This window comes from Pseudomonas sp. NPDC087803 (genome assembly GCF_044742995.1).
In the GTDB taxonomy this organism is placed as follows: domain Bacteria; phylum Pseudomonadota; class Gammaproteobacteria; order Pseudomonadales; family Pseudomonadaceae; genus Aquipseudomonas.
Genome location: NZ_JBIUVO010000009.1, coordinates 77,724 through 95,783 on the forward strand (window position 1 = coordinate 77,724; position 18,060 = coordinate 95,783).

Genomic DNA, 18,060 nt, shown 5'->3' on the forward strand with positions numbered 1-18,060 from the left:
GTAGGAGCTGCCGAAGGCTGCGATCTTTTGCTTTTAGGCAGCAATCATCGGCGGCAGCGTACCAAGCAGGGAAACGGCCGCCACAGCGCCCATCCCCAACAACCACTCCAGCACCACACTGCGCTTGAGCGCGCCCATCCGTTGTTGGCAGTCATTGATCCGCAAGCGGTTGAACAGCGCCAGACCAAGCATGCCCAGCACCAGCAACGCCTTGATCAGCAGAATCAAGGCAAACCCGGCGAACAACGGCGTCGGCCACCATTGCCCGGTCAGCACGCGCACGTTGATCAGCCCGGTGATCAGCAGCCCGCCGACGATCGCATAACCGACGCCGCTGAAGCGCTGCAACACCTGATTCAACGGTTCGACCGGCTGACGCAGGATCAGCACCAGCAGCAACAACCCGCCGAGCCACGCCGCCACGCATGTCAGATGAACGACCTGGTTGAGGATCAGCAGTTGCCCGCTGAGGCCGTCGAGCATCGCGCCGTGGCCGACCGGCGCCAGCGTCGCCAACAACAGCGCGCTCAAGCCCAAGCGCAGCGGCACGCTCGAGCGCCACGGGGTGAACAGCAACGCCAGCAACAGCGCGTTGATCAGCAGATGCCAACGCCAGACCTGGCCGAAAAACGTGTTGCCGAGCACCACGCCAATAGTCTCCGGATCAAACGCGGCCGCCGCCGAACCGGCCATGCTCGCGGTGATCAACAGCGCCCAGGTGACGCCGCTGAGCAGCGCAATTGCCGTCAGCCAGCGCGCCAGTCGCGCCAGATGCCGATCCAGTGTCGGCACTGGCGCCTTGAGCAGCAGCGGTCGAAACAGCCAGGCGCCGAACAGCATCAACACCGCGCTGAAATGCACAAAGCGGCACAGCACCAGCGCTTCACTCATGAATTACTGGCCGATCTTGAACTGATAGGCGCCTTCGCTCTTGTGTGTGTCGACCGACACTGCGTGCCATTCGACTTTGTATGCACCGGCGCCGAGTGGTGCGGCGGGGGTGACGATCAGGGTTTTCTTGTCGTTCTCGGTGGTCAGCGCTTTGATCGCCACCGGGGCGCCATCGTGGGTCAGGCTGACTTTGGTGAAACTGGCTTCGACGCCTTCGGAGAAGGTCAGGCGCAGGTCGGCCGGCGCGGCGACGGTGCTGTCGGCGGCCGGGGTCGCTGTTTTCAGGTGCGCGTGAGCGAAAACCGAAGATGCGGCGAACAGCGAGGCGAGCAGGGCAGTGGTGGTCAGGACATTCTTGAACAGCATCGCGGATACCTCTGAGGCAGGACAAAGAAACGCCAGTTTAGCCATGCGCAGCGCTTCGTACGAAGTTTTGTTTGCGGCGGTCGCCCCGAGGCCAGAGCGGATGCTAGTCTTCCACAACGTCGTTGTCAGGGAGCCCTCATGGGCAATCACAAGATCGAGATTCGTCGCAGTAACGTCGAGAAAATCCTGCTGGCGGCGGAAAAAGTCTTCGCCGAAAAAGGCTTCGGCGGCACCGCCATGGCGGACATCGCCGCCGAAGTGCAACTGCCGCGCTCCAACCTGCATTACTACTTTTCGACCAAGAGCGAACTGTATAGCGCGGTGCTATTCGACCTGCTGGAAGTGTGGAAACAGGACGCGCTGTGCTTCGAGATGTTCGACGATCCGCGGGTGGTGCTCAGCAGTTACATCCGCGCCAAGATGAACCACTCGCGCAGCCGGCCGTATGGTTCGAAAGTCTGGGCCAACGAGATCATCCACGGTGCCCCGACCCTCGGTGAGGCGCTGGATCTGAGCCTGTATGACTGGGCGAAAATGAAGGAAGCGAAGATCCGCCAGTGGGTCGAGGACAAACGGATTCTGCCGGTGGAGCCGTCGAGCCTGCTGTATATGATCTGGGCCTCGACCCAGCATTACGCCGACTTCGATCATCAGGTGAATATTTTGAACGAGCATCAACCGCTGTCGGACATGCAGTTCGAGCGGGCGGTGCAGACGGTGACCAGTGTGATTTTGCGCGGGATCGGGTTGGAGCCATAAATCAAAAGATCGCAGCCTGCGGCAGCTCCTACAGAGATCGGTGTAGGAGCTGCCGCAGGCTGCGATCTTTTGATCTTAAGAATCAGACCGCGACATGATAGGGATTGCGCGGATCATGATTCCAGTCCAGAAACGGCTTCCCGGTTTCCATCGGCACCATCTCGATACAGTCCGCCACCGGGCAGGTGATCTGGCACAGATTGCAGCCGACACACTCATCATCGATCACTTCATATTTATGCGTGCCGTCAGCCAGCTTGAGGCTGCTGATCGCCTGGTGTGAAGTGTCCTCGCAAGCAATGTGGCAGCGCCCGCAACCGATGCACGCCTCCTGGTCGATCTTGGCGATCACCTGATAGTTGATGTCGAGGTACTTCCAGTCGGTGGTATTGCCCACCGCGCGCCCGGAGAACTCGGCGATGTTGGCGTAGCCCTGACTGTCCATCCAGCGCGACAGCCCGTCCTTCATCTCCTCGACAATCCGGAAACCGTGGAGCATCGCCGCCGTGCACACCTGCACCGCGCCGCTGCCCAGCGCCATGAACTCCGCCGCGTCACGCCAACTGCCGATGCCACCAATACCGCAGATCGGCAGGCCCTGGGTCTGCGGGTCACGGGCGATCTCGGCGACCATGTTCAGCGCGATCGGCTTGACTGCCGAACCGCAATAACCGCCGTGGGTGCTTTGGCTGCCGACGGTGGGCAGGGCGACCATGTGTTCCAGATCGACGCTGGTGATCGAGTTGATGGTGTTGATCAGCGACACCGCATCGGCGCCACCGCGATGGGCGGCGCGGGCGGCGACGCGGATGTCAGTGATGTTCGGTGTGAGTTTGACGATCACCGGCAGCGAGCAATAGGTCTTGCACCAGCGCGTCACCTGCTCGACATACTCCGGCACCTGACCGACCGCCGCGCCCATGCCGCGCTCGGGCATGCCATGCGGGCAACCGAAATTCAGCTCGATGCCATCGGCGCCGGTGGCTTCCACCAGCGGCAGGATGTGTTTCCACGATTCCTCGACGCACGGCACCATCAGCGAGACGATCAATGCGCGATCCGGCCAGTCCTTCTTCACCTGAGTGATTTCGCGCAAGTTGATTTCCAGCGAGCGGTCGGTGATCAGCTCGATGTTGTTGATGCCCAGCACTTCGCGGTTGTTGCCGTAATGCGCCGAGTAGCGCGACGAGACGTTGACCGCTGCCGGGTCCTCGCCGAGGGTTTTCCAGACCACGCCACCCCACCCGGCCTCGAAGGCGCGGACCACGTTGTAGGCCTTGTCGGTCGGCGGCGCGGAAGCCAGCCAGAACGGGTTGGGCGCTTTGATACCGGCGAAGACAATCGAGAGATCGGCCATTTACGCAGCCTCCACGTTGAGCATCAGTTGCGCGTTGATCGCCTCGGCGGCGAGTTTGCCGTGCTGTACGGCTTGCACGGTGAGGTCCTGATCGAGGCTGGTGCAGTCGCCACCGGCATACACGCCGGGAATGCTCGTGCGCAGATTTTCATCGACCTGAATCCGTTCGCCTTGACGCTTGAGTTCGCGCGCCAGCGGGTCGGCGAGGGCGCTGCTGTCGAAGGCCTGGCCGATGGCTTTGAAGATTGCGTCAGCGGCCAGTTCGAAGGTTTCGCCAGTGCTTTGCAGACGACCGTCGACCAGTTCGGTACGGGCGAAACGCATGCCGCGCACCTTGCCTTGCGCGTCGAGCAGCACTTCCTGCGGTTGCGCCCAGGTCAACAGACGCACCTGATTGGCTTTGGCGATGTCCTGTTCGTGGCCTGTGGCGCCCATGTCCGCCGCACCCCGGCGATACACCAGATTCACATCGCGGCCACCGAGGCGGGCCATTTGCACGGCCATGTCGATCGCCGTATTGCCGGCACCGAGGACGATGCAGCGTTCGGCCAGCGGCAGTTGCGTCAGGTCATCGGCCTGACGCAGTTCGCGGATGTAGTCGGTGGCGGCGAGCAGGCCGGGCGCGTCCTCGTGGGGCAGGCCGAGCTGTTTGCTGGCATTCAGACCGAGGCCGAGGAACACCGCGTCGAACTGCTGATGCAGCTCGCTGAGGGTCAGGTTGTCGCCGAGTTTCTGCCCGTGGCGGATTTCGATACCGCCGATCTGCAGGAGGAAATCCAGTTCTTTCTGCGCGTAGTCGTCGACCAGTTTGTACTTGGCGATTCCGTATTCATTAAGGCCGCCAGCCTTGTCCCGTGCTTCGAAAATCACCACGTCATGCCCGTGCATCGCACTGCGGTGAGCGCAGGACAAACCCGCCGGCCCGGCGCCGACCACGGCGATGCGTTTGCCGGTAGCGGCGGCGCGCTGGAACGGGTGCTCGGTGAAATTCGCGTTGTCCACGGCGTAGCGTTGCAGCAGGCCGATCAGCACTGGCGCGCATTCCTGAGCGTTGTTGCGCACGCAGGCTTGCTGGCAGAGGATTTCGGTCGGGCAGACCCGCGCGCAACTGCCGCCGAGGATGTTCGCCGAAAGGATTTTCTGTGCCGCACCGGGCACGTTGTCCTGATGGATATTGCGGATGAACGACGGGATGTCGATTTCGCTGGGGCACGCGTTGACGCACGGCGCGTCGTAGCAATACAGGCAGCGCGAGGCCTCCAGATGGGCTTGCCGGGCGTTGAGCGGTGGCGCCAGATCAGTGAAATGGCCGGCGAGCGCGGCCGCGCTTTCGTGCGGATGCGGGAGATGATTCAGGGTCTCGATCACGGTTTTGTGCCTCACGGTTATTGAGGTTCTCTGCCTCTGTCGGGCAGTGGTTTTTGTGGTGTCTGAAATGGCGCTATCGCGAGCAGGCTCACTCCTACAATTGGAATGCGTACACCTGTAGGAGTGAGCCTGCTCGCGATGAGGCCGAAGGCCTCGCTTTAGCGCTTAACGGCAGTCGGGCGATGTTGCTCAGCCCGCTTGCTCAGCAAATCAAACACCGCCGGATACGCCGGCCGTTCGATATAGCGCCCGGCCCCGCGCTCGGCGCGCAGGTCGCCGTCGGCCCAGACCACTTTGCCCTGGCTGACGGTATGGCTCGGCACGCCGCGCACGGTCTTGCCTTCGAAGATGTTGAAGTCCACCTGCTGATGGTGGGTCTTGGCGGAAATGGTGCGGGTGCCTTGCGGATCCCACAGCACCAGGTCGGCATCGGCGCCGACGCGGATCGCGCCTTTACGCGGGTAAAGGTTGAAGATTTTTGCGGTGTTGGTGGAGGTGAGGGCGACGAAGTCCTGCATCGACAATCGTCCGCTGTTGACCCCTTCATCCCACAGCACCGCCATGCGGTCTTCGATGCCGGCGGTGCCGTTGGGGATCTTGCTGAAGTCGTCGCGGCCGGCGGCTTTTTGCTCGGCGCAGAAGCAGCAGTGGTCGGTGGCGGTGGTGTGCAGATTGCCGCTTTGCAGACCATGCCACAGCGCCTCCTGATGCCCGCGCGGGCGGAACGGCGGGCTCATCACGTAACCGGCGGCGGTCTGCCAGTCCGGGTGCTGGTAGACGCTGTCATCGAGCAGCAAATGCCCGGCCAACACCTCGCCGTACACCGGTTGACCCTTGCTGCGGGCGTAGGTGATTTCGTCCAGCGCTTCCTTGGTCGAAACGTGCACCAGGTACAACGGCGTGCCGATGGTCTCGGCAATACGGATCGCCCGGCTCGCCGCTTCACCTTCCACCTGCGATGGCCGCGACAGTGGATGTGCTTCAGGCCCGGTGATGCCCTGGGCCATCAACTTGCGTTGCAGGTGATAGACCAGTTCGCCGTTTTCCGCATGCACGGTCGGCACCGCGCCGAGTTCCAGGCAGCGCTCGAAACTCGCCACCAGCGTGTCGTCGGCGGCCATGATCGCGTTCTTGTAGGCCATGAAATGCTTGAAGCTGTTGATCCCGTGCTGGCTGACCAGCTCGGCCATTTCCTCACGCACTTGTTCGCTCCACCAGGTGATCGCGACGTGAAAGCCATAGTCCGACGCCGACTTCTCGGCCCAGCCGCGCCACTGGTGAAACGCTTCCATCAGTGACTGCTGCGGATTGGGAATCACGAAGTCGATGATCGAGGTGGTACCCCCGGCCAAACCTGCGGCGGTGCCGCTGTAGAAGTCTTCACTGGCCACGGTGCCCATGAACGGCAGTTGCATGTGGGTGTGCGGGTCGATGCCGCCGGGCATCAGGTATTGGCCGCTGCCGTCGAGTACTTCGGCGCCGGCGGGAATATCCAGGTTTTGACCAATGGCTTTGATCACGCCGTCGGCGCAATAGACGTCGGAGCGATAACTTTCATCATGGGTAACAACGGTGGCGCCACGGATCAACAGAGACATTCCGAGTTCCTCGCAGGCATGACCGACTTGTGCCGGTTCTAAATGTTTTATTGATGTACAACGCTGATCGGCGTATTCCTGTCAACGCTGTCAGGAATAGAAGCTAGTCGCAGTTATGCAATTGATCAAGATTATTTTTTATAAGCTTATTGCTGTTTTAAGTGCATGAAAAATAAGGATAAAAAACAAAAATCACCAAAATGGTGAGGCTGTTCACCATTTTGACGCACTTGACAGGATGGAAATATGAGCAAGATTTCCTATGTGAAATCAGCCGCTTGAAGTTGAGCTGCGGTTGAGCGCCCGTGATGAAAAAAAGTGCAGTGCACCAGATTGAGTCCTGACAGTTCGGACAACTTGGCAGACGTTTTGCCTGAGCGTGCAGACAAGTTTTCCAGAACTCTTCTGGTGAATAATTAAAACCGAGCAATATCAGAAAGTTGCAATGCGTTTGTAGCACTGTTCAAGCGTCAGACGGAGTACCCGGCACGTTTATTGATGCCGCCGCTGACACCATGGCCGGTGCAAGAAAGTTGTCAGTTCCTCCGGCCATCGTCCGGCTCGTACCTTGGTGTGCAGTCGCCTGATGAGCAAAAAAATAATCAGAAGAACAGTGGAGCGGCCATGCAACAGAACAGATCGCAAGTGACCGAGCGCGACGGCTTGTTCGAACTCGAAGCCGGCAGCGACGTCCTCGACAGTCCCCGTTACAACCACGACATGGCACCGACCAAGGTGCGCGAACGAACCTGGAACAAATGGCACATCACCGCGCTGTGGGTCGGTATGTCGGTGTGCGTGCCGACCTACACCCTCGGTGGCGTGCTCACTGCGTATTTCGGCCTGACCGTCGGCGAAGCGCTGATGGCGATTCTGCTGGCCAACGTCATCGTGTTGATCCCGTTGACCCTCAATGCTTTCCCCGGCACCAAGTACGGCATTCCATTTCCGGTGCTGCTGCGCTCGTCATTCGGCGTGCTTGGCTCCAACGTGCCGTGCCTGATTCGTGCGCTGGTGGCGTGCGGCTGGTTCGGCATTCAAACGATGTTTGGCGGATTGGCGATTCACCTGTTTCTCGGCTCGATCTTCGACGGCTGGAAGTCCCTCGGCGGAACGGGCGAGGTGATCGGTTTCATGATTTTCTGGGCATTGAACCTGTGGGTGGTGATCCGTGGTGCCGAGTCGATCAAGTGGCTGGAAACCCTGTCCGCGCCGCTGCTGGTGGCGGTCGGTATCGGCTTGCTGATGTGGGCCATGCCCAATGTGTCGATGACCGAACTGCTGGCGATTCCACCCAAGCGCCCTGAAGGCGCCAGTGTGGTCAGTTACTTCGCTGCCGGGCTGACGGCGATGGTCGGTTTCTGGGCCACGCTGTCACTGAATATTCCTGACTTCAGCCGCTACGCCAAAAGTCAGAAGGACCAGATCCTCGGGCAGATTTTCGGTCTGCCGCTGACCATGTTCCTGTTCGCTTCGCTGGGGGTGGTGATGACTGCCGCGTCGGTGAAACTGGTCGGCGTGACCGTATCGGATCCGGTCAGTCTGATCGGCCATATCCAGAGCCCGGTGTGGGTGGCGGTGGCCATGGCGCTGATCATCATCGCCACGCTGTCGACCAACACTGCAGCGAATATTGTTTCGCCGACCAACGACTTCCAGAACATCGCGCCCAAGGTAATCAACCGCACCAAAGCGGTGTTGCTCACCGGGTTTGTCGGGCTCGCGCTGATGGCCCACGAGTTGCTGAAAAAGCTCGGGCTGATCGTGTCCGATGTCAGCCTGGAGACCGTGTATTCCAACTGGCTGCTGGGCTATTCGAGCCTGCTCGGGCCGATTGCCGGGATCATGGTGGTGGACTATTTCCTGATCAAGAAACAACAACTGGACCTGGCCGGGTTGTACCGCGACGACGTGTATCCGGCGTGGAACTGGGCCGGGTTTACCGCGTTTGGTGTGCCGGTGGTGCTGACCCTGCTGTCGCTCGGTAGCGATGCGTTCAGCTGGTTTTACAGCTACGGCTGGTTTACCGGTTCGGCGCTGGGTGGGGTGATTTATTACGGGTTGTGTTCGATGCGAAGCAGCCCGTCTGTTGTGAAATCTTCGGTGTGAGAGATGGCCCCTTCGCGAGCAAGCCCGCTCCCACATTTTGGAATGCGTTCACCTGTGGGAGCGGGCTTGCTCGCGAAGGCGGCCTCAAACCCACCAAAGAATTACCTGAAGACACTCATAAGAACTGCCTGAGGAGATCAACATGAACGCAGCCGTAGACGTTCTGCAATCCACCCATCAGCACATCAACCGCGACCGTCTCTGGGCCTCGCTCATGGAGCTGGCCAAACTCGGTGCAACGGTCAAGGGCGGGGTCTGTCGTCTGGCCCTGACCGACCTCGACCGCCAGGCCCGCGACCTGTTCGTGCAATGGTGCAAGGACGCCGGGTGCAGCGTTACCGTGGATGAAGTCGGCAACATCTTTGCCCGGCGCCCGGGGCGCAATCCGAACCTGCCGCCGGTGATGACCGGCAGCCACATCGACACCCAGCCCACCGGCGGCAAGTTCGACGGCTGCTTCGGCGTGCTCGCCGGGGTCGAAGTGCTGCGCACCCTCAATGACCTCGGCGTGGAGACCGAAGCGCCGCTGGAAGTGGTGGTCTGGACCAACGAAGAAGGCTCGCGCTTCGCCCCGTGCATGATGGGTTCCGGGGTTTTCGCGGAAAAATTCACCCTCGAAGAAACCCTGGCCAAAGTCGATGCCGAGGGCGTCACCGTCGGCGAAGCGCTCAACGCCATTGGTTACGCCGGGTCACGCAAAGTCAGCGGGCATAAAGTCGGTGCGTATTTTGAAGCGCATATCGAACAGGGCCCGATCCTCGAAGACGAACAGAAAACCATCGGTGTGGTGCTCGGCGCACTCGGGCAGAAGTGGTTCGACCTGAAACTGCGCGGCGTCGAAGCCCACGCCGGGCCAACCCCGATGCACCTGCGCAAGGACGCTCTGGTCGGCGCCTCGGTGATCGTCGGTGCGGTCAACCGCGCGGCCCTCGGCCACCAACCTCATGCCTGCGGCACCGTCGGTTGCCTGCAAGCCTATCCCGGCTCGCGCAACGTCATCCCCGGCGAAGTGCGCATGACCCTCGACTTCCGCCATCTGCAACCGGCGCGCCTGGACTCGATGATCGCCGAGGTCAAGCAAGTCATCGATACCACCTGCGAAGAACACGGCCTGACCTACGAACTGACCCCGACCGCCGACTTCCCGCCGCTGTACTTCGAAAAAGGCTGCGTCGAAGCCGTGCGCGGTGCGGCGCAAGGCCTGGGCCTGTCACACATGGACATCGTCAGTGGCGCCGGCCACGACGCAATCTTCCTCGCCGAACTCGGCCCGGCGGGGATGATCTTTGTGCCGTGCGAGGGCGGGATCAGCCACAACGAAATCGAGAACGCGGCGCCGGATGATCTGGCGGCCGGGTGCGCGGTGTTGTTGCGGGCGATGCTCGCGGCTTCGGCGATGGTGGCCGCTGGTAAAGCTGCGGCCTGAAGATCAAAAGATCGTCCGATCGCGGCCCGAGCCTGCGGCAGCCCCTACAGAAACGGACACAAATCCCCTGTAAGAGCTGCCGCAGGCTGCGATCTTTTTATGTCACCCCAATGTCATGGAAATGTGCGACGTTTGCGCCCCATGAAAATCATCACCTCCGGCGCGTCCTATCTGGACATCGACGCCTACGCCTGCTGCATCGCTTACGCAGAGTTGCTCAACCTGCAAGGCATTCTCGCCCGTGCTGTCAGCAGTGCTGAACCCAACGGCAGCGTGTCGCCGACCGTTCTGAGTTGGGGCGCTGAGTTTCACCGCTGCTCTCCACAAGTAAACGACGAATTCGTGCTGGTCGATGTGTCCGACTATCAGCACTTCGACCCGCTGGTGGTGCTCGACCAAGTGGTGGAGGTCATCGACCATCATCCCGGTTTTGAACGGTACTGGGCTGAGCGACTGGGTCCAGCCGCCGACATCCGCCCGATTGGTGCAGCGGCGACGCTGGTTTTTCAGCGCTGGCAAGCTGCCGGTCTGCTCTCGCGAATCAGCGAGCAAAGCGCGGCATTGCTGGCCACGGCAATCCTCGATAACACGCTTAACCTCACCGGGCAAATGACCTCTGAGGCGGATATTGAGGCTTATGAGGCATTAATGCAGCGGGCGAATCTGCCGGTGAATTGGCCCGAGCAGTATTTTCTCGAATGTCAGGCCGCCATCGAAGCAGACCTGCAGGCTGCGTTAGCGGCGGATCTGAAGCGCTTCAAACCGGACAGCAACCTGCCGCAGGTTTTCGCTCAGATGACGGTGTGGGACGCCGATGCGTTGCTTCACAAACATCGCAACGAGATCGGCGGCTGGATGGCCAGGCAGGGCGATGACTGGTTGCTCAACATCATCAGCATCCGCGACGGCAAGAGTTGTTTGCTGGCTGAACCCGTGCTCAGCCAGCAGAAGCTGGATCGGTTGTTGGCGCTGCAATGGCACGCAGCAATGGCGGTTGTGAAACCGTCGATGCTGCGCAAGGAACTGCTGAAGCTGGGGTTGAACCTCAACCCGGTCTGATCCGCTGATCAACCGGGCCGGTCATTCTTGCCCGCTGTGCCCTGGCGTCGGTCGGGGCCGTTGGCGTTCCCAATATCCAGCAACCTTCGTTCGACCAAAACATTCTCCAGCGCCTGACGCTCGACCGGCGCCATTTGGTGTTCGCGCTTTTTCAGCTCCAGCAGAATCGGGCTGGACCAGGTGCGATAAGTCTGTTCGATGTTGCGACGCGACGTCATCAGTCTCTCCTTGATCAAGAGCCCGGTGTAGCTGGCAGGGGCTCAATCCGATGAGGGAATAACCTTAGTCGACAAACCCCGAGTCCGCGAATGCGCTGTTGTTCCCTGTAGGAGTGAGCCTGCTCGCGATAGCGGGGCGTCAGTAGCGCAAATGTCAGCTGACACACCGCTATCGCGAGCAGGCTCACTCCTACAGGTTTTGCATCGCCTGCGGATCAATCCTCGACCTTCATCAGCGCCTGCACACCTTCCCACGCCTCGGCGCGCATCCGTTCGATATCCAGCCCCGGAATCACGCCGTTATCGACCACGATCCGGCCGCCCACCAAACTGTATTTCACCGTGATCGGTTCACCCGCGACGACCGGTGCAACCGCACTGTCGTGGAAACCGAAGAAGCGTGGATGGTCGAGGCTGTAGATCACCAGATCCGCCGCTTGCCCGATTTCCAGTGTGCCGACCGCGCCCAGTCCCAATACCTGCGCACCGCCCGCCGTGCCCCAGTGGATCACGTCTTCGGCAGTGGTCGCCGAAGCGCCTTGTTCGGCGCGGTGGATCAGCCACGCAGTGTTGGCTTCGCCGACCATGCTCCCGGATTCGTTGGACGCGACGCCGTCGACGCCGAGGGAGATCGGCACGCCGGCATCAAACATTTGCGGCACCGGCGCGACGCCGCTGCCGAGGCGGGCGTTGCTTACCGGGCAGTGTGAGATGCCGGTGCCGGTCTGGGCGAGCATGCGGATTTCGCCGGGTTGCAGGTGCACGGCATGGGCAAACCAGACGTCGGGGCCTAGCCATTCGTGTTCGGCGACGAATTCCACCGGCAGGCAGTTGTATTTCTCGCGGCAGAAATTCACGTAGTTCTGCGTTTCCGACAAATGTGTGTGCAGGCGCAGACCGAGGCCGCGCGCGGTGTGCGCCAGTTCGCGCAGCAGGGTTGGCGGCAGCGAGAAGGTCGGCGTGGTGGGTGCGACGACGACCCGGCGCAGGGCGTCCGGGGTGTCCTGGTGATACAGCGATTTCAGTCGCTCGATGTCGCCGACCATTTGCTCGAGGCTTTCCGGTTGCAGCGCAGTTTTCGAGAAGCCCGGGTGCGCGCTCGCCGATTCCAGCGCGCCACCGCGACAGAGCACGAAACGCAGGCCGAACTCATCGGCCAGATCGAACAGCAGATCCCCGGTCTCGGTCGTGCCGTGGGCGTGGTAGAGATAGTGATGATCGGCGCACGTCGTCACCCCGGACAGCAGCAACTCGACCATGCCCAGGCGGGCGGCGATCCGTGCCAGGTGCGGGGTAAAGCGGTTCAGACGTGGGTAGGGCACGCTTGCCAGCCAGCCTTGCAGATCCTGATTCAGGCCTGCGGGCACGGCTTTGAGCAGGTTCTGGAACAGGTGATGGTGGGTGTTGATCCAGCCCGGATAGACCACGCCGTTGCGCGCATCGATGACTCGCTCGCCGGGTTGCGCTTGGAGGTCGGTGGCCATTTCGGCGATGCGTCCGTTGATCACGCGAATGTCCACTGCGCCGGCCCGGGCACGCGGGCCGCGCAGGCCGGTCATCACCGCGAGCGGGTTTTTGATCAGGATGTTTTGAAGTTGAGTCATGGGCAGGCTCCAGTCAGAGAATGTGCGAGGCGGATTTGCCGGGTGTGGTGTCTGGCACGCTGACGCCGTTGAGCGCCGCGTTGAGCAGCACCGACACCAGGCAGGCGATGACCACGCTGCTGTGCAGAAACGGCTGTGACCACTCGGGCATTTGTTTGAACAGGGTGGGCGCGAGCACCGGTACCAGCGCGGCGGCGATGGTGAAACCGACGATCAGCACGTTGTAGCGATTGCGCTCGTAATCGACCTTGGCCAGGGTCTGGATGCCCGCTGCCGCGACCACGCCGAACATCGCGATACCGGCGCCGCCCAGTGCGGCCGTCGGCATCGAGGCGATGATCGCCCCGGCCTTGGGCACCAGTGCAATCGAACACATCAGCAGGCCACTGACGGCGACCACCCAGCGGCTGCGCACGCCGGTCAGGATCACCAGGCCGACGTTTTCCATGAAGGCGATAAACGGGAATGCCGCGAACATCCCGGCGATGGTGCTGGCCAGGCCATTGGCGCGCAGGCCGTTGATCACCTGCTTGTCTTCCACCGGTTTGTCGACGATGTCGCCGATGGCCACGAACAGCCCCATCGACTCGACCATCTGCACGATCATCACCACCACCATGGTCGCGATGGGGATCAGGCTGAAGGTCGGCAGGCCGAAGTAAAACGGGTAGGGCACGGTCAGCCACGGCGCCTCTTCGACACTGTGGAAATTGCCCATGCCCAGACCGTAGGCCAGACCGGCGCCGACCAGCATGCCCACCAGCACCGCCATGTTGCGCAGCAACGGACTGCCATAGCGATTGACCAGCAGAATGGTCAGCAGCACCACCACCGCCACCGCGAGAAATGCCGGGGCGCCGAAGTTACTCGCGTTGCGTCCGCCACCGACCCATTCATAGGCGATCGGGAACAGCTGCAAGCCGATCACCGTGACGATGCAGCCGGTGACCACCGGCGGGAAAAACCGCCGCAATCGACCCACGAACGGCGCCATCAGCATGGTGAAAATCCCCGCGCCGATCACCGCGCCGCAGACCCCGGCGAAGCCCACGTCGGGGTTGCTGCCGATGGCGATCACCGGGCCGACGCTGCTGAATGCCACGCCCTGCAGAATCGGCAGGCGTACGCCGAATTTCCAGAAGCCGACGGTTTGCAACAGGGTGGCGATGCCGGAGCAGAACAGCGTGGTGCTGATCAGCACCACGGTATCGGCGTGGGACATTTTCAGAGCACTGGCGACAATCAACGGCACGGCGATGGCGCCGATGTACGAGACGGCCATGTGTTGCAGGCCGAGGGTGAGCATCTGTCGCACCGGGAGGACGCGGTCAACGGGGTGCACGGTGGAGGAAGGAGTGGCTGACGACATGGGGAATCACCTCTGGCTGTTTTTATGCGGTAGAGAGGGGTATTCGTCTGATGCTGATCAATTGATTGACTCCGTGATGACACCTGTGGCGAGGGAGCTTGCTCCCGCTGGACTGCGCAGCAGGCCCATGCTTTTCAGGGGCCGCTTCGCGACCCAGCGGGAGCAAGCTCCCTCGCCACAGGTTCGGTGTCACCGTCAATTGAATGGTCTCAGTCATTCGTGCCCGGAACCGCCATCCACCGGCTCCGATGCCTTGTTCAGCCTGCCAGGCAGGCGGCAAAGCCCTGGTTCAGCGCCGCACGATCCAGGTCGCGGCCGATGAACACGATCTTGCTCGAACGGGGCTCCGTGCCCCATGCGGTCGAGGCGCGGAACTCCACCAGGCTGTGCACGCCCTGCAGCACGTAACGCTGGTCCTCGTTGGCTACGGCGAGCACGCCTTTCATCCGATAGAGGTTGTCCGCCTGCGAGGAGCGCAGCTCGCTGATCCAGCGGTGGAACGCCATCAGGTTGACTGCGCCGTCCACGGCGATGCCCACCGATGACACGCTGGGGTCGTGTTCGTGGTCTTCCGATTCATGATGGTGGTCATGGTCGTGATGCTCAGGTTCAGCGCCGATTTCCATGAGCTTCTGCGTGCACTCGAACGCGCCGATGCCGAGGATTTTCGTCAGGTCGATTTGCGCGTGGGTCGAGGTCACCAGATCCGCCGTGGCATTCAAACCACGGATCTTGCCGCGCAGGATTTCCACTTCGTCGCTGCTGACCAGATCGACCTTGTTGATGACGATGCGGTCGGCGCAGACGATCTGATCCACCGCCTGATTGTCGACGCCATCCAGTTGCAGATCTTCCAGGTGCTGGGCGATGTGCTTGGCGTCGACCATGGTCACGATCGCATCGAGTTCGACTTCCTCGGCAATCGGGTCATTGATGAAAAAGCTCTGCGCCACCGGGTACGGATCGGCCAGACCGCTGGTCTCGATCAGGATGTGGTCGAGGCGCACCGGACGCGCCACCAGCTCGCGGACGATGCGCACCAGATCCTCACGAACCTCGGCGGTGCAGCACACGCAGCCGTTGACCATCTCGTAGATTTCTTCGGTCTCGGAGCTGAGCACCAGATCGCCGTCGATGCCGACCTCGCCGAACTCGTTTTCGATCACGGCAATCTTGCGCCCGTGGTTTTCCTTGAGGATGTAGTTGAGCAGGGTGGTTTTGCCGGCGCCGAGGAAGCCGGTGAGGATGGTCACGGGGATTTTGGTGTTCGGGGTTGGGGCGTTGAAGGGGGTGTTCATGTGAAGCTCCTTGATGGACGCGGATTTGCTCTGGGTGGGAGCGGGCTTGCTCGCGAATGCGGAGGGTCAGCCACCATCATTGTTGAATGACCCACCGCATTCGCGAGCAAGCCCGCTCCCACAGGGTTCTCGGTGTTCTTTCCAGCGGGTGGCGACCCCGGCATCGAGGCCGAACAGGTCGAGCACTCTGCCGAGGCTGTGATCGACCATCTGTGCAAGGCTCTCGGGCCGGGCGTAGAACGCCGGCACTGGGGGCGCGATGATCCCGCCCATCTCGGTGACGGCTGTCATGTTGCGCAGGTGGGCGAGGGTCAGCGGCGTTTCGCGGGCCATCAGCACCAAGGTGCGGCGTTCCTTGAGGGTGACGTCGGCGGCGCGGCCGATCAGCCCGGACGAAGTGCCGGTGGCGATCTCCGCCAGCGTGCGCATCGAACACGGCGCGACCACCATGCCCAGGCAGCGAAACGACCCGCTGGCGATCCCGGCGGCGACGTCATCGGCGCGGTGGTAGTGGCTGGCGAGCGCAGTGACATCGGCCAGTTTGTAGTCAGTCTCGTGGGCCATGGTCAGCAGCGCGGCGCGGCTGATGATCAGGTGGCTTTCGATGTCCAGTTCGGCGAGCAGCTGCAGCAGGCGCACGCCGTAGAGGAAGCCGGACGCGCCGCTGATGCCCACTACCAACCGCTGGCGGTTCACGATGCCAGCCCTTTGAGCAGTTGCCGGGCACGCTCGAGCACGTCCTGATCGAGCTGCGCCTTGATCCCGTCGAAGCCCGAGCCACGGGTGGCGTCCAGGCCCATGCGCGAAGTGGTGCCGTTGACCGAGGACGAAGGATCCAGCGGGCTGCCGGGCAAGCCGTCGATCACGAAAATATCCAGATGCGGCTGGAAATGCGTGGCCAGTGCCCACAACACCTGGCTGTCGTCAGTGATGTCGATATCGCTGTCCACCGCGATCACGCTTTTCAGGTACGGGTCCCAGCCGAGCAGGGCGAGCATGATCTGCCGCGCTTCGCCGTCGCGGCTCTGATCCAGTGCCACGTAGCAATGAAAGTGCGTGCCGGAATTCGGGTAATGCACGGCGGTGACGGCAGGGAAGCGCGCCTTGAGTTTTTCGCTCATCTCCGCTTCGCGCGGTAGCCGGGCGAGGGTCAGGTGTTCGGCGTAGCGGCCGCCCATCACGTCCACCAGCCAGGCGTCTTTGCGCCGCAACAGGGTGTCGACGCGCAGCACGTTGTTGGTCGAACGATCCGAGGAGTAACCGCTGAACTCGCCGAACGGGCCTTCTTCGGCGTAGGCCGTCGGGTCGATGGCGCCTTCGAGGACGAACTCCGCGTATGCCGGTACGCCGATGCCGTAGCGCGGGGTCTTGACCAGCTCCAGCGGGGCGCCGAACAAGCCGCCGGCGACGGCGCGTTCATCGCTGCCGTAGGGCAGGCGTGCGGCAGCGGCGAGCATGAACAACGGATGCGCGCCGACCACCATCGCCACGCGCAATTCTTCGCCGCGCTCACGGGCGGTCTGCAGCATCCGCCACAGGTGACCGCGCGAGTGCAGGCTGGTCGCCAGGGACTGGCGGGCGTGGCGCATCGAGCGGTGGTAGCTCATGTTGGCGATGCCGGTCAGCGGGTCCTCGGCGATGATGATCGCGTTGGTGATGTACGGGCCACGATCGCTGTCGAAGTGCTTGAGCATCGGCAGCAGCGCCAGATCCACGGCTTCGCCTTCGAACACTTCATCGAGCACCGGGCCGGTTGCCACGTAGCGCGGGGCGATGGGCTGGTTGGCGCGGCTCTGAAAAGTTTCGTGCAATTGCGCAGGCGTGACCTCGAACAACCGGGCAATGCGGGTGCGGGAGGCGAACAGATTGGTCGCCACCGGCACCTTGAGGCCGCCGACGTTGTCGCAGATCAGCAACGGATCGCGGCCCTGTGCGGCGAGGGCATCGACCAGGGCAGTGACGTCCTGATCGGCAGAAAGCGCTTGGGTGATGGTCAGCACATCGTCCGGGTACTCACGGCGATAGGCGTCGATGAAAACGTGAAAATCCTGCGTGTCGCCGAGCGTCGAACGGGTCATGGTTTCACCTCGTAAAAAGCAGGCACGCAGGGGTGAGAGGGCGTTCGATCGAGCAGCCGTTGGCCTGCCGGTCGAGGGAACGCCGGGTCATCTTCGTGCCTGTAAAGTCGCTGTGTTGCCTCTATTGTTCACTTAGGTGCTGAGCAGATCCCTGTGGCGAGGGAGCTTGCTCCCGCTGGACTGCGCAGCAGGCCTTGTTCTTTGGGGCGGCTTCGCCACCCGGCGGGAGCAAGCTCCCTCGCCACAAGTGTTCAGCATGGCTTCAGCGAACAGCAGTATCAGAGATACGTGGTGGTCAGGCGTATGTCGGCCTCAACCAGATCCTTCGGCGGTGGTGTCGGTTCGATCCCGCACAACCGGGCGATGTTGTTGCCCAGGTAGTCCTCTAGATGATCCTCGTCGATGCCCAACCCTTGCGGTGCCGGCGAGCACAACACCTCCAGCTCGCGCAGCCACATGCCCGGTTCGTTCGGCGGCGAGTCGGTGCCGAACACGATCTTGTTACGCGGCAGCTCCTTGGCGAATTCGACGATCCGCGACTGGAAGCACCAGCCGGATTC

16 protein-coding genes are annotated in these 18,060 nt (G+C 61.9%); 4 read left to right on the forward strand and 12 right to left on the reverse strand.

Annotated elements, in window-relative coordinates:
* Positions 1 to 33: 33 nt before the first annotated feature.
* Both copD and copC read right to left on the reverse strand, forming a co-directional pair.
* Entirely contained in the window at positions 34 to 891 is an 858-nt protein-coding gene (copD, locus tag ACIOUG_RS08695; RefSeq protein ID WP_401064390.1) for a copper homeostasis membrane protein CopD, read from the reverse strand.
* A 3-nt stretch (positions 892 to 894) separates the two neighbouring features.
* Positions 895 to 1,257, reverse strand: a complete 363-nt coding sequence (gene copC / locus ACIOUG_RS08700; protein WP_401064393.1) for a copper homeostasis periplasmic binding protein CopC — start codon at positions 1,255 to 1,257, stop codon at positions 895 to 897.
* 138 nt (positions 1,258 to 1,395) lie between these two features.
* Here copC and ACIOUG_RS08705 point away from each other — a divergent pair, with 138 nt between their 5' ends.
* Positions 1,396 to 2,016 (forward strand): TetR/AcrR family transcriptional regulator, encoded by a 621-nt coding sequence (locus ACIOUG_RS08705; protein ID WP_027613201.1) that lies wholly within the window; start codon positions 1,396 to 1,398, stop codon positions 2,014 to 2,016.
* Between the two features lie 82 nt (positions 2,017 to 2,098).
* Here ACIOUG_RS08705 and preA read toward each other — a convergent pair whose 3' ends face one another.
* The 3 genes from preA to hydA all read right to left on the reverse strand — a co-directional run bounded on the left by preA (position 2,099) and on the right by hydA (position 6,339).
* On the reverse strand, positions 2,099 to 3,373 hold the full coding sequence (gene preA, locus ACIOUG_RS08710) for an NAD-dependent dihydropyrimidine dehydrogenase subunit PreA (protein ID WP_401064396.1): 1,275 nt from the start codon (positions 3,371 to 3,373) through the stop codon (positions 2,099 to 2,101).
* Positions 3,374 to 4,741 carry an NAD(P)-dependent oxidoreductase gene (locus tag ACIOUG_RS08715; protein WP_401064398.1) on the reverse strand — a complete coding sequence of 456 codons (1,368 nt, stop codon included), beginning with the start codon at positions 4,739 to 4,741 and terminating at the stop codon, positions 3,374 to 3,376. It lies immediately after the preceding gene.
* A 158-nt stretch (positions 4,742 to 4,899) separates the two neighbouring features.
* Entirely contained in the window at positions 4,900 to 6,339 is a 1,440-nt protein-coding gene (gene hydA, locus ACIOUG_RS08720; protein ID WP_401064401.1) for a dihydropyrimidinase, read from the reverse strand.
* A gap of 624 nt (positions 6,340 to 6,963) precedes the next feature.
* Here hydA and ACIOUG_RS08725 point away from each other — a divergent pair.
* The 3 genes from ACIOUG_RS08725 (at position 6,964) to ACIOUG_RS08735 (ending at position 10,933) form a co-directional block, all read left to right on the forward strand.
* Positions 6,964 to 8,448, forward strand: coding sequence for an NCS1 family nucleobase:cation symporter-1 (locus ACIOUG_RS08725; RefSeq protein WP_401064404.1), 1,485 nt, complete (start codon positions 6,964 to 6,966; stop codon positions 8,446 to 8,448).
* 142 nt (positions 8,449 to 8,590) lie between these two features.
* Positions 8,591 to 9,874: a Zn-dependent hydrolase gene (locus tag ACIOUG_RS08730; RefSeq protein WP_401064406.1), complete on the forward strand. Its 1,284-nt coding sequence runs from the start codon at positions 8,591 to 8,593 to the stop codon at positions 9,872 to 9,874.
* Between the two features lie 141 nt (positions 9,875 to 10,015).
* Positions 10,016 to 10,933, forward strand: coding sequence for a DHH family protein (locus tag ACIOUG_RS08735; protein WP_401064409.1), 918 nt, complete (start codon positions 10,016 to 10,018; stop codon positions 10,931 to 10,933).
* Between the two features lie 8 nt (positions 10,934 to 10,941).
* On the opposite strand, the gene ACIOUG_RS08740 is transcribed toward ACIOUG_RS08735, so the two are convergent.
* The 7 genes from ACIOUG_RS08740 to ACIOUG_RS08770 form a co-directional block, all read right to left on the reverse strand.
* Positions 10,942 to 11,151, reverse strand: coding sequence for a hypothetical protein (locus ACIOUG_RS08740; protein WP_401064412.1), 210 nt, complete (start codon positions 11,149 to 11,151; stop codon positions 10,942 to 10,944).
* A gap of 215 nt (positions 11,152 to 11,366) precedes the next feature.
* A complete protein-coding gene (locus ACIOUG_RS08745) occupies positions 11,367 to 12,755 on the reverse strand; it encodes an amidohydrolase family protein (protein WP_401064414.1) in 1,389 nt (462 codons plus the stop codon).
* Between the two features lie 13 nt (positions 12,756 to 12,768).
* Positions 12,769 to 14,124: a nucleobase:cation symporter-2 family protein gene (locus ACIOUG_RS08750; RefSeq protein WP_401064417.1), complete on the reverse strand. Its 1,356-nt coding sequence runs from the start codon at positions 14,122 to 14,124 to the stop codon at positions 12,769 to 12,771.
* Positions 14,125 to 14,381: 257 nt separating this feature from the next.
* Positions 14,382 to 15,422 (reverse strand): CobW family GTP-binding protein, encoded by a 1,041-nt coding sequence (locus ACIOUG_RS08755; RefSeq protein WP_401064419.1) that lies wholly within the window; start codon positions 15,420 to 15,422, stop codon positions 14,382 to 14,384.
* A 66-nt stretch (positions 15,423 to 15,488) separates the two neighbouring features.
* Positions 15,489 to 16,118: a UbiX family flavin prenyltransferase gene (locus tag ACIOUG_RS08760; RefSeq protein WP_401064421.1), complete on the reverse strand. Its 630-nt coding sequence runs from the start codon at positions 16,116 to 16,118 to the stop codon at positions 15,489 to 15,491.
* Complete coding sequence (locus tag ACIOUG_RS08765) at positions 16,115 to 17,500, reverse strand: UbiD family decarboxylase (RefSeq protein ID WP_401064423.1); 1,386 nt, start codon at positions 17,498 to 17,500, stop codon at positions 16,115 to 16,117. The genes ACIOUG_RS08760 and ACIOUG_RS08765 overlap by 4 nt, the downstream gene beginning before the upstream one ends.
* Positions 17,501 to 17,778: 278 nt before the next feature.
* The coding region (locus ACIOUG_RS08770) for an amidohydrolase family protein (RefSeq protein WP_401064425.1) at positions 17,779 to 18,060 on the reverse strand (282 nt) is incomplete at its 5' end.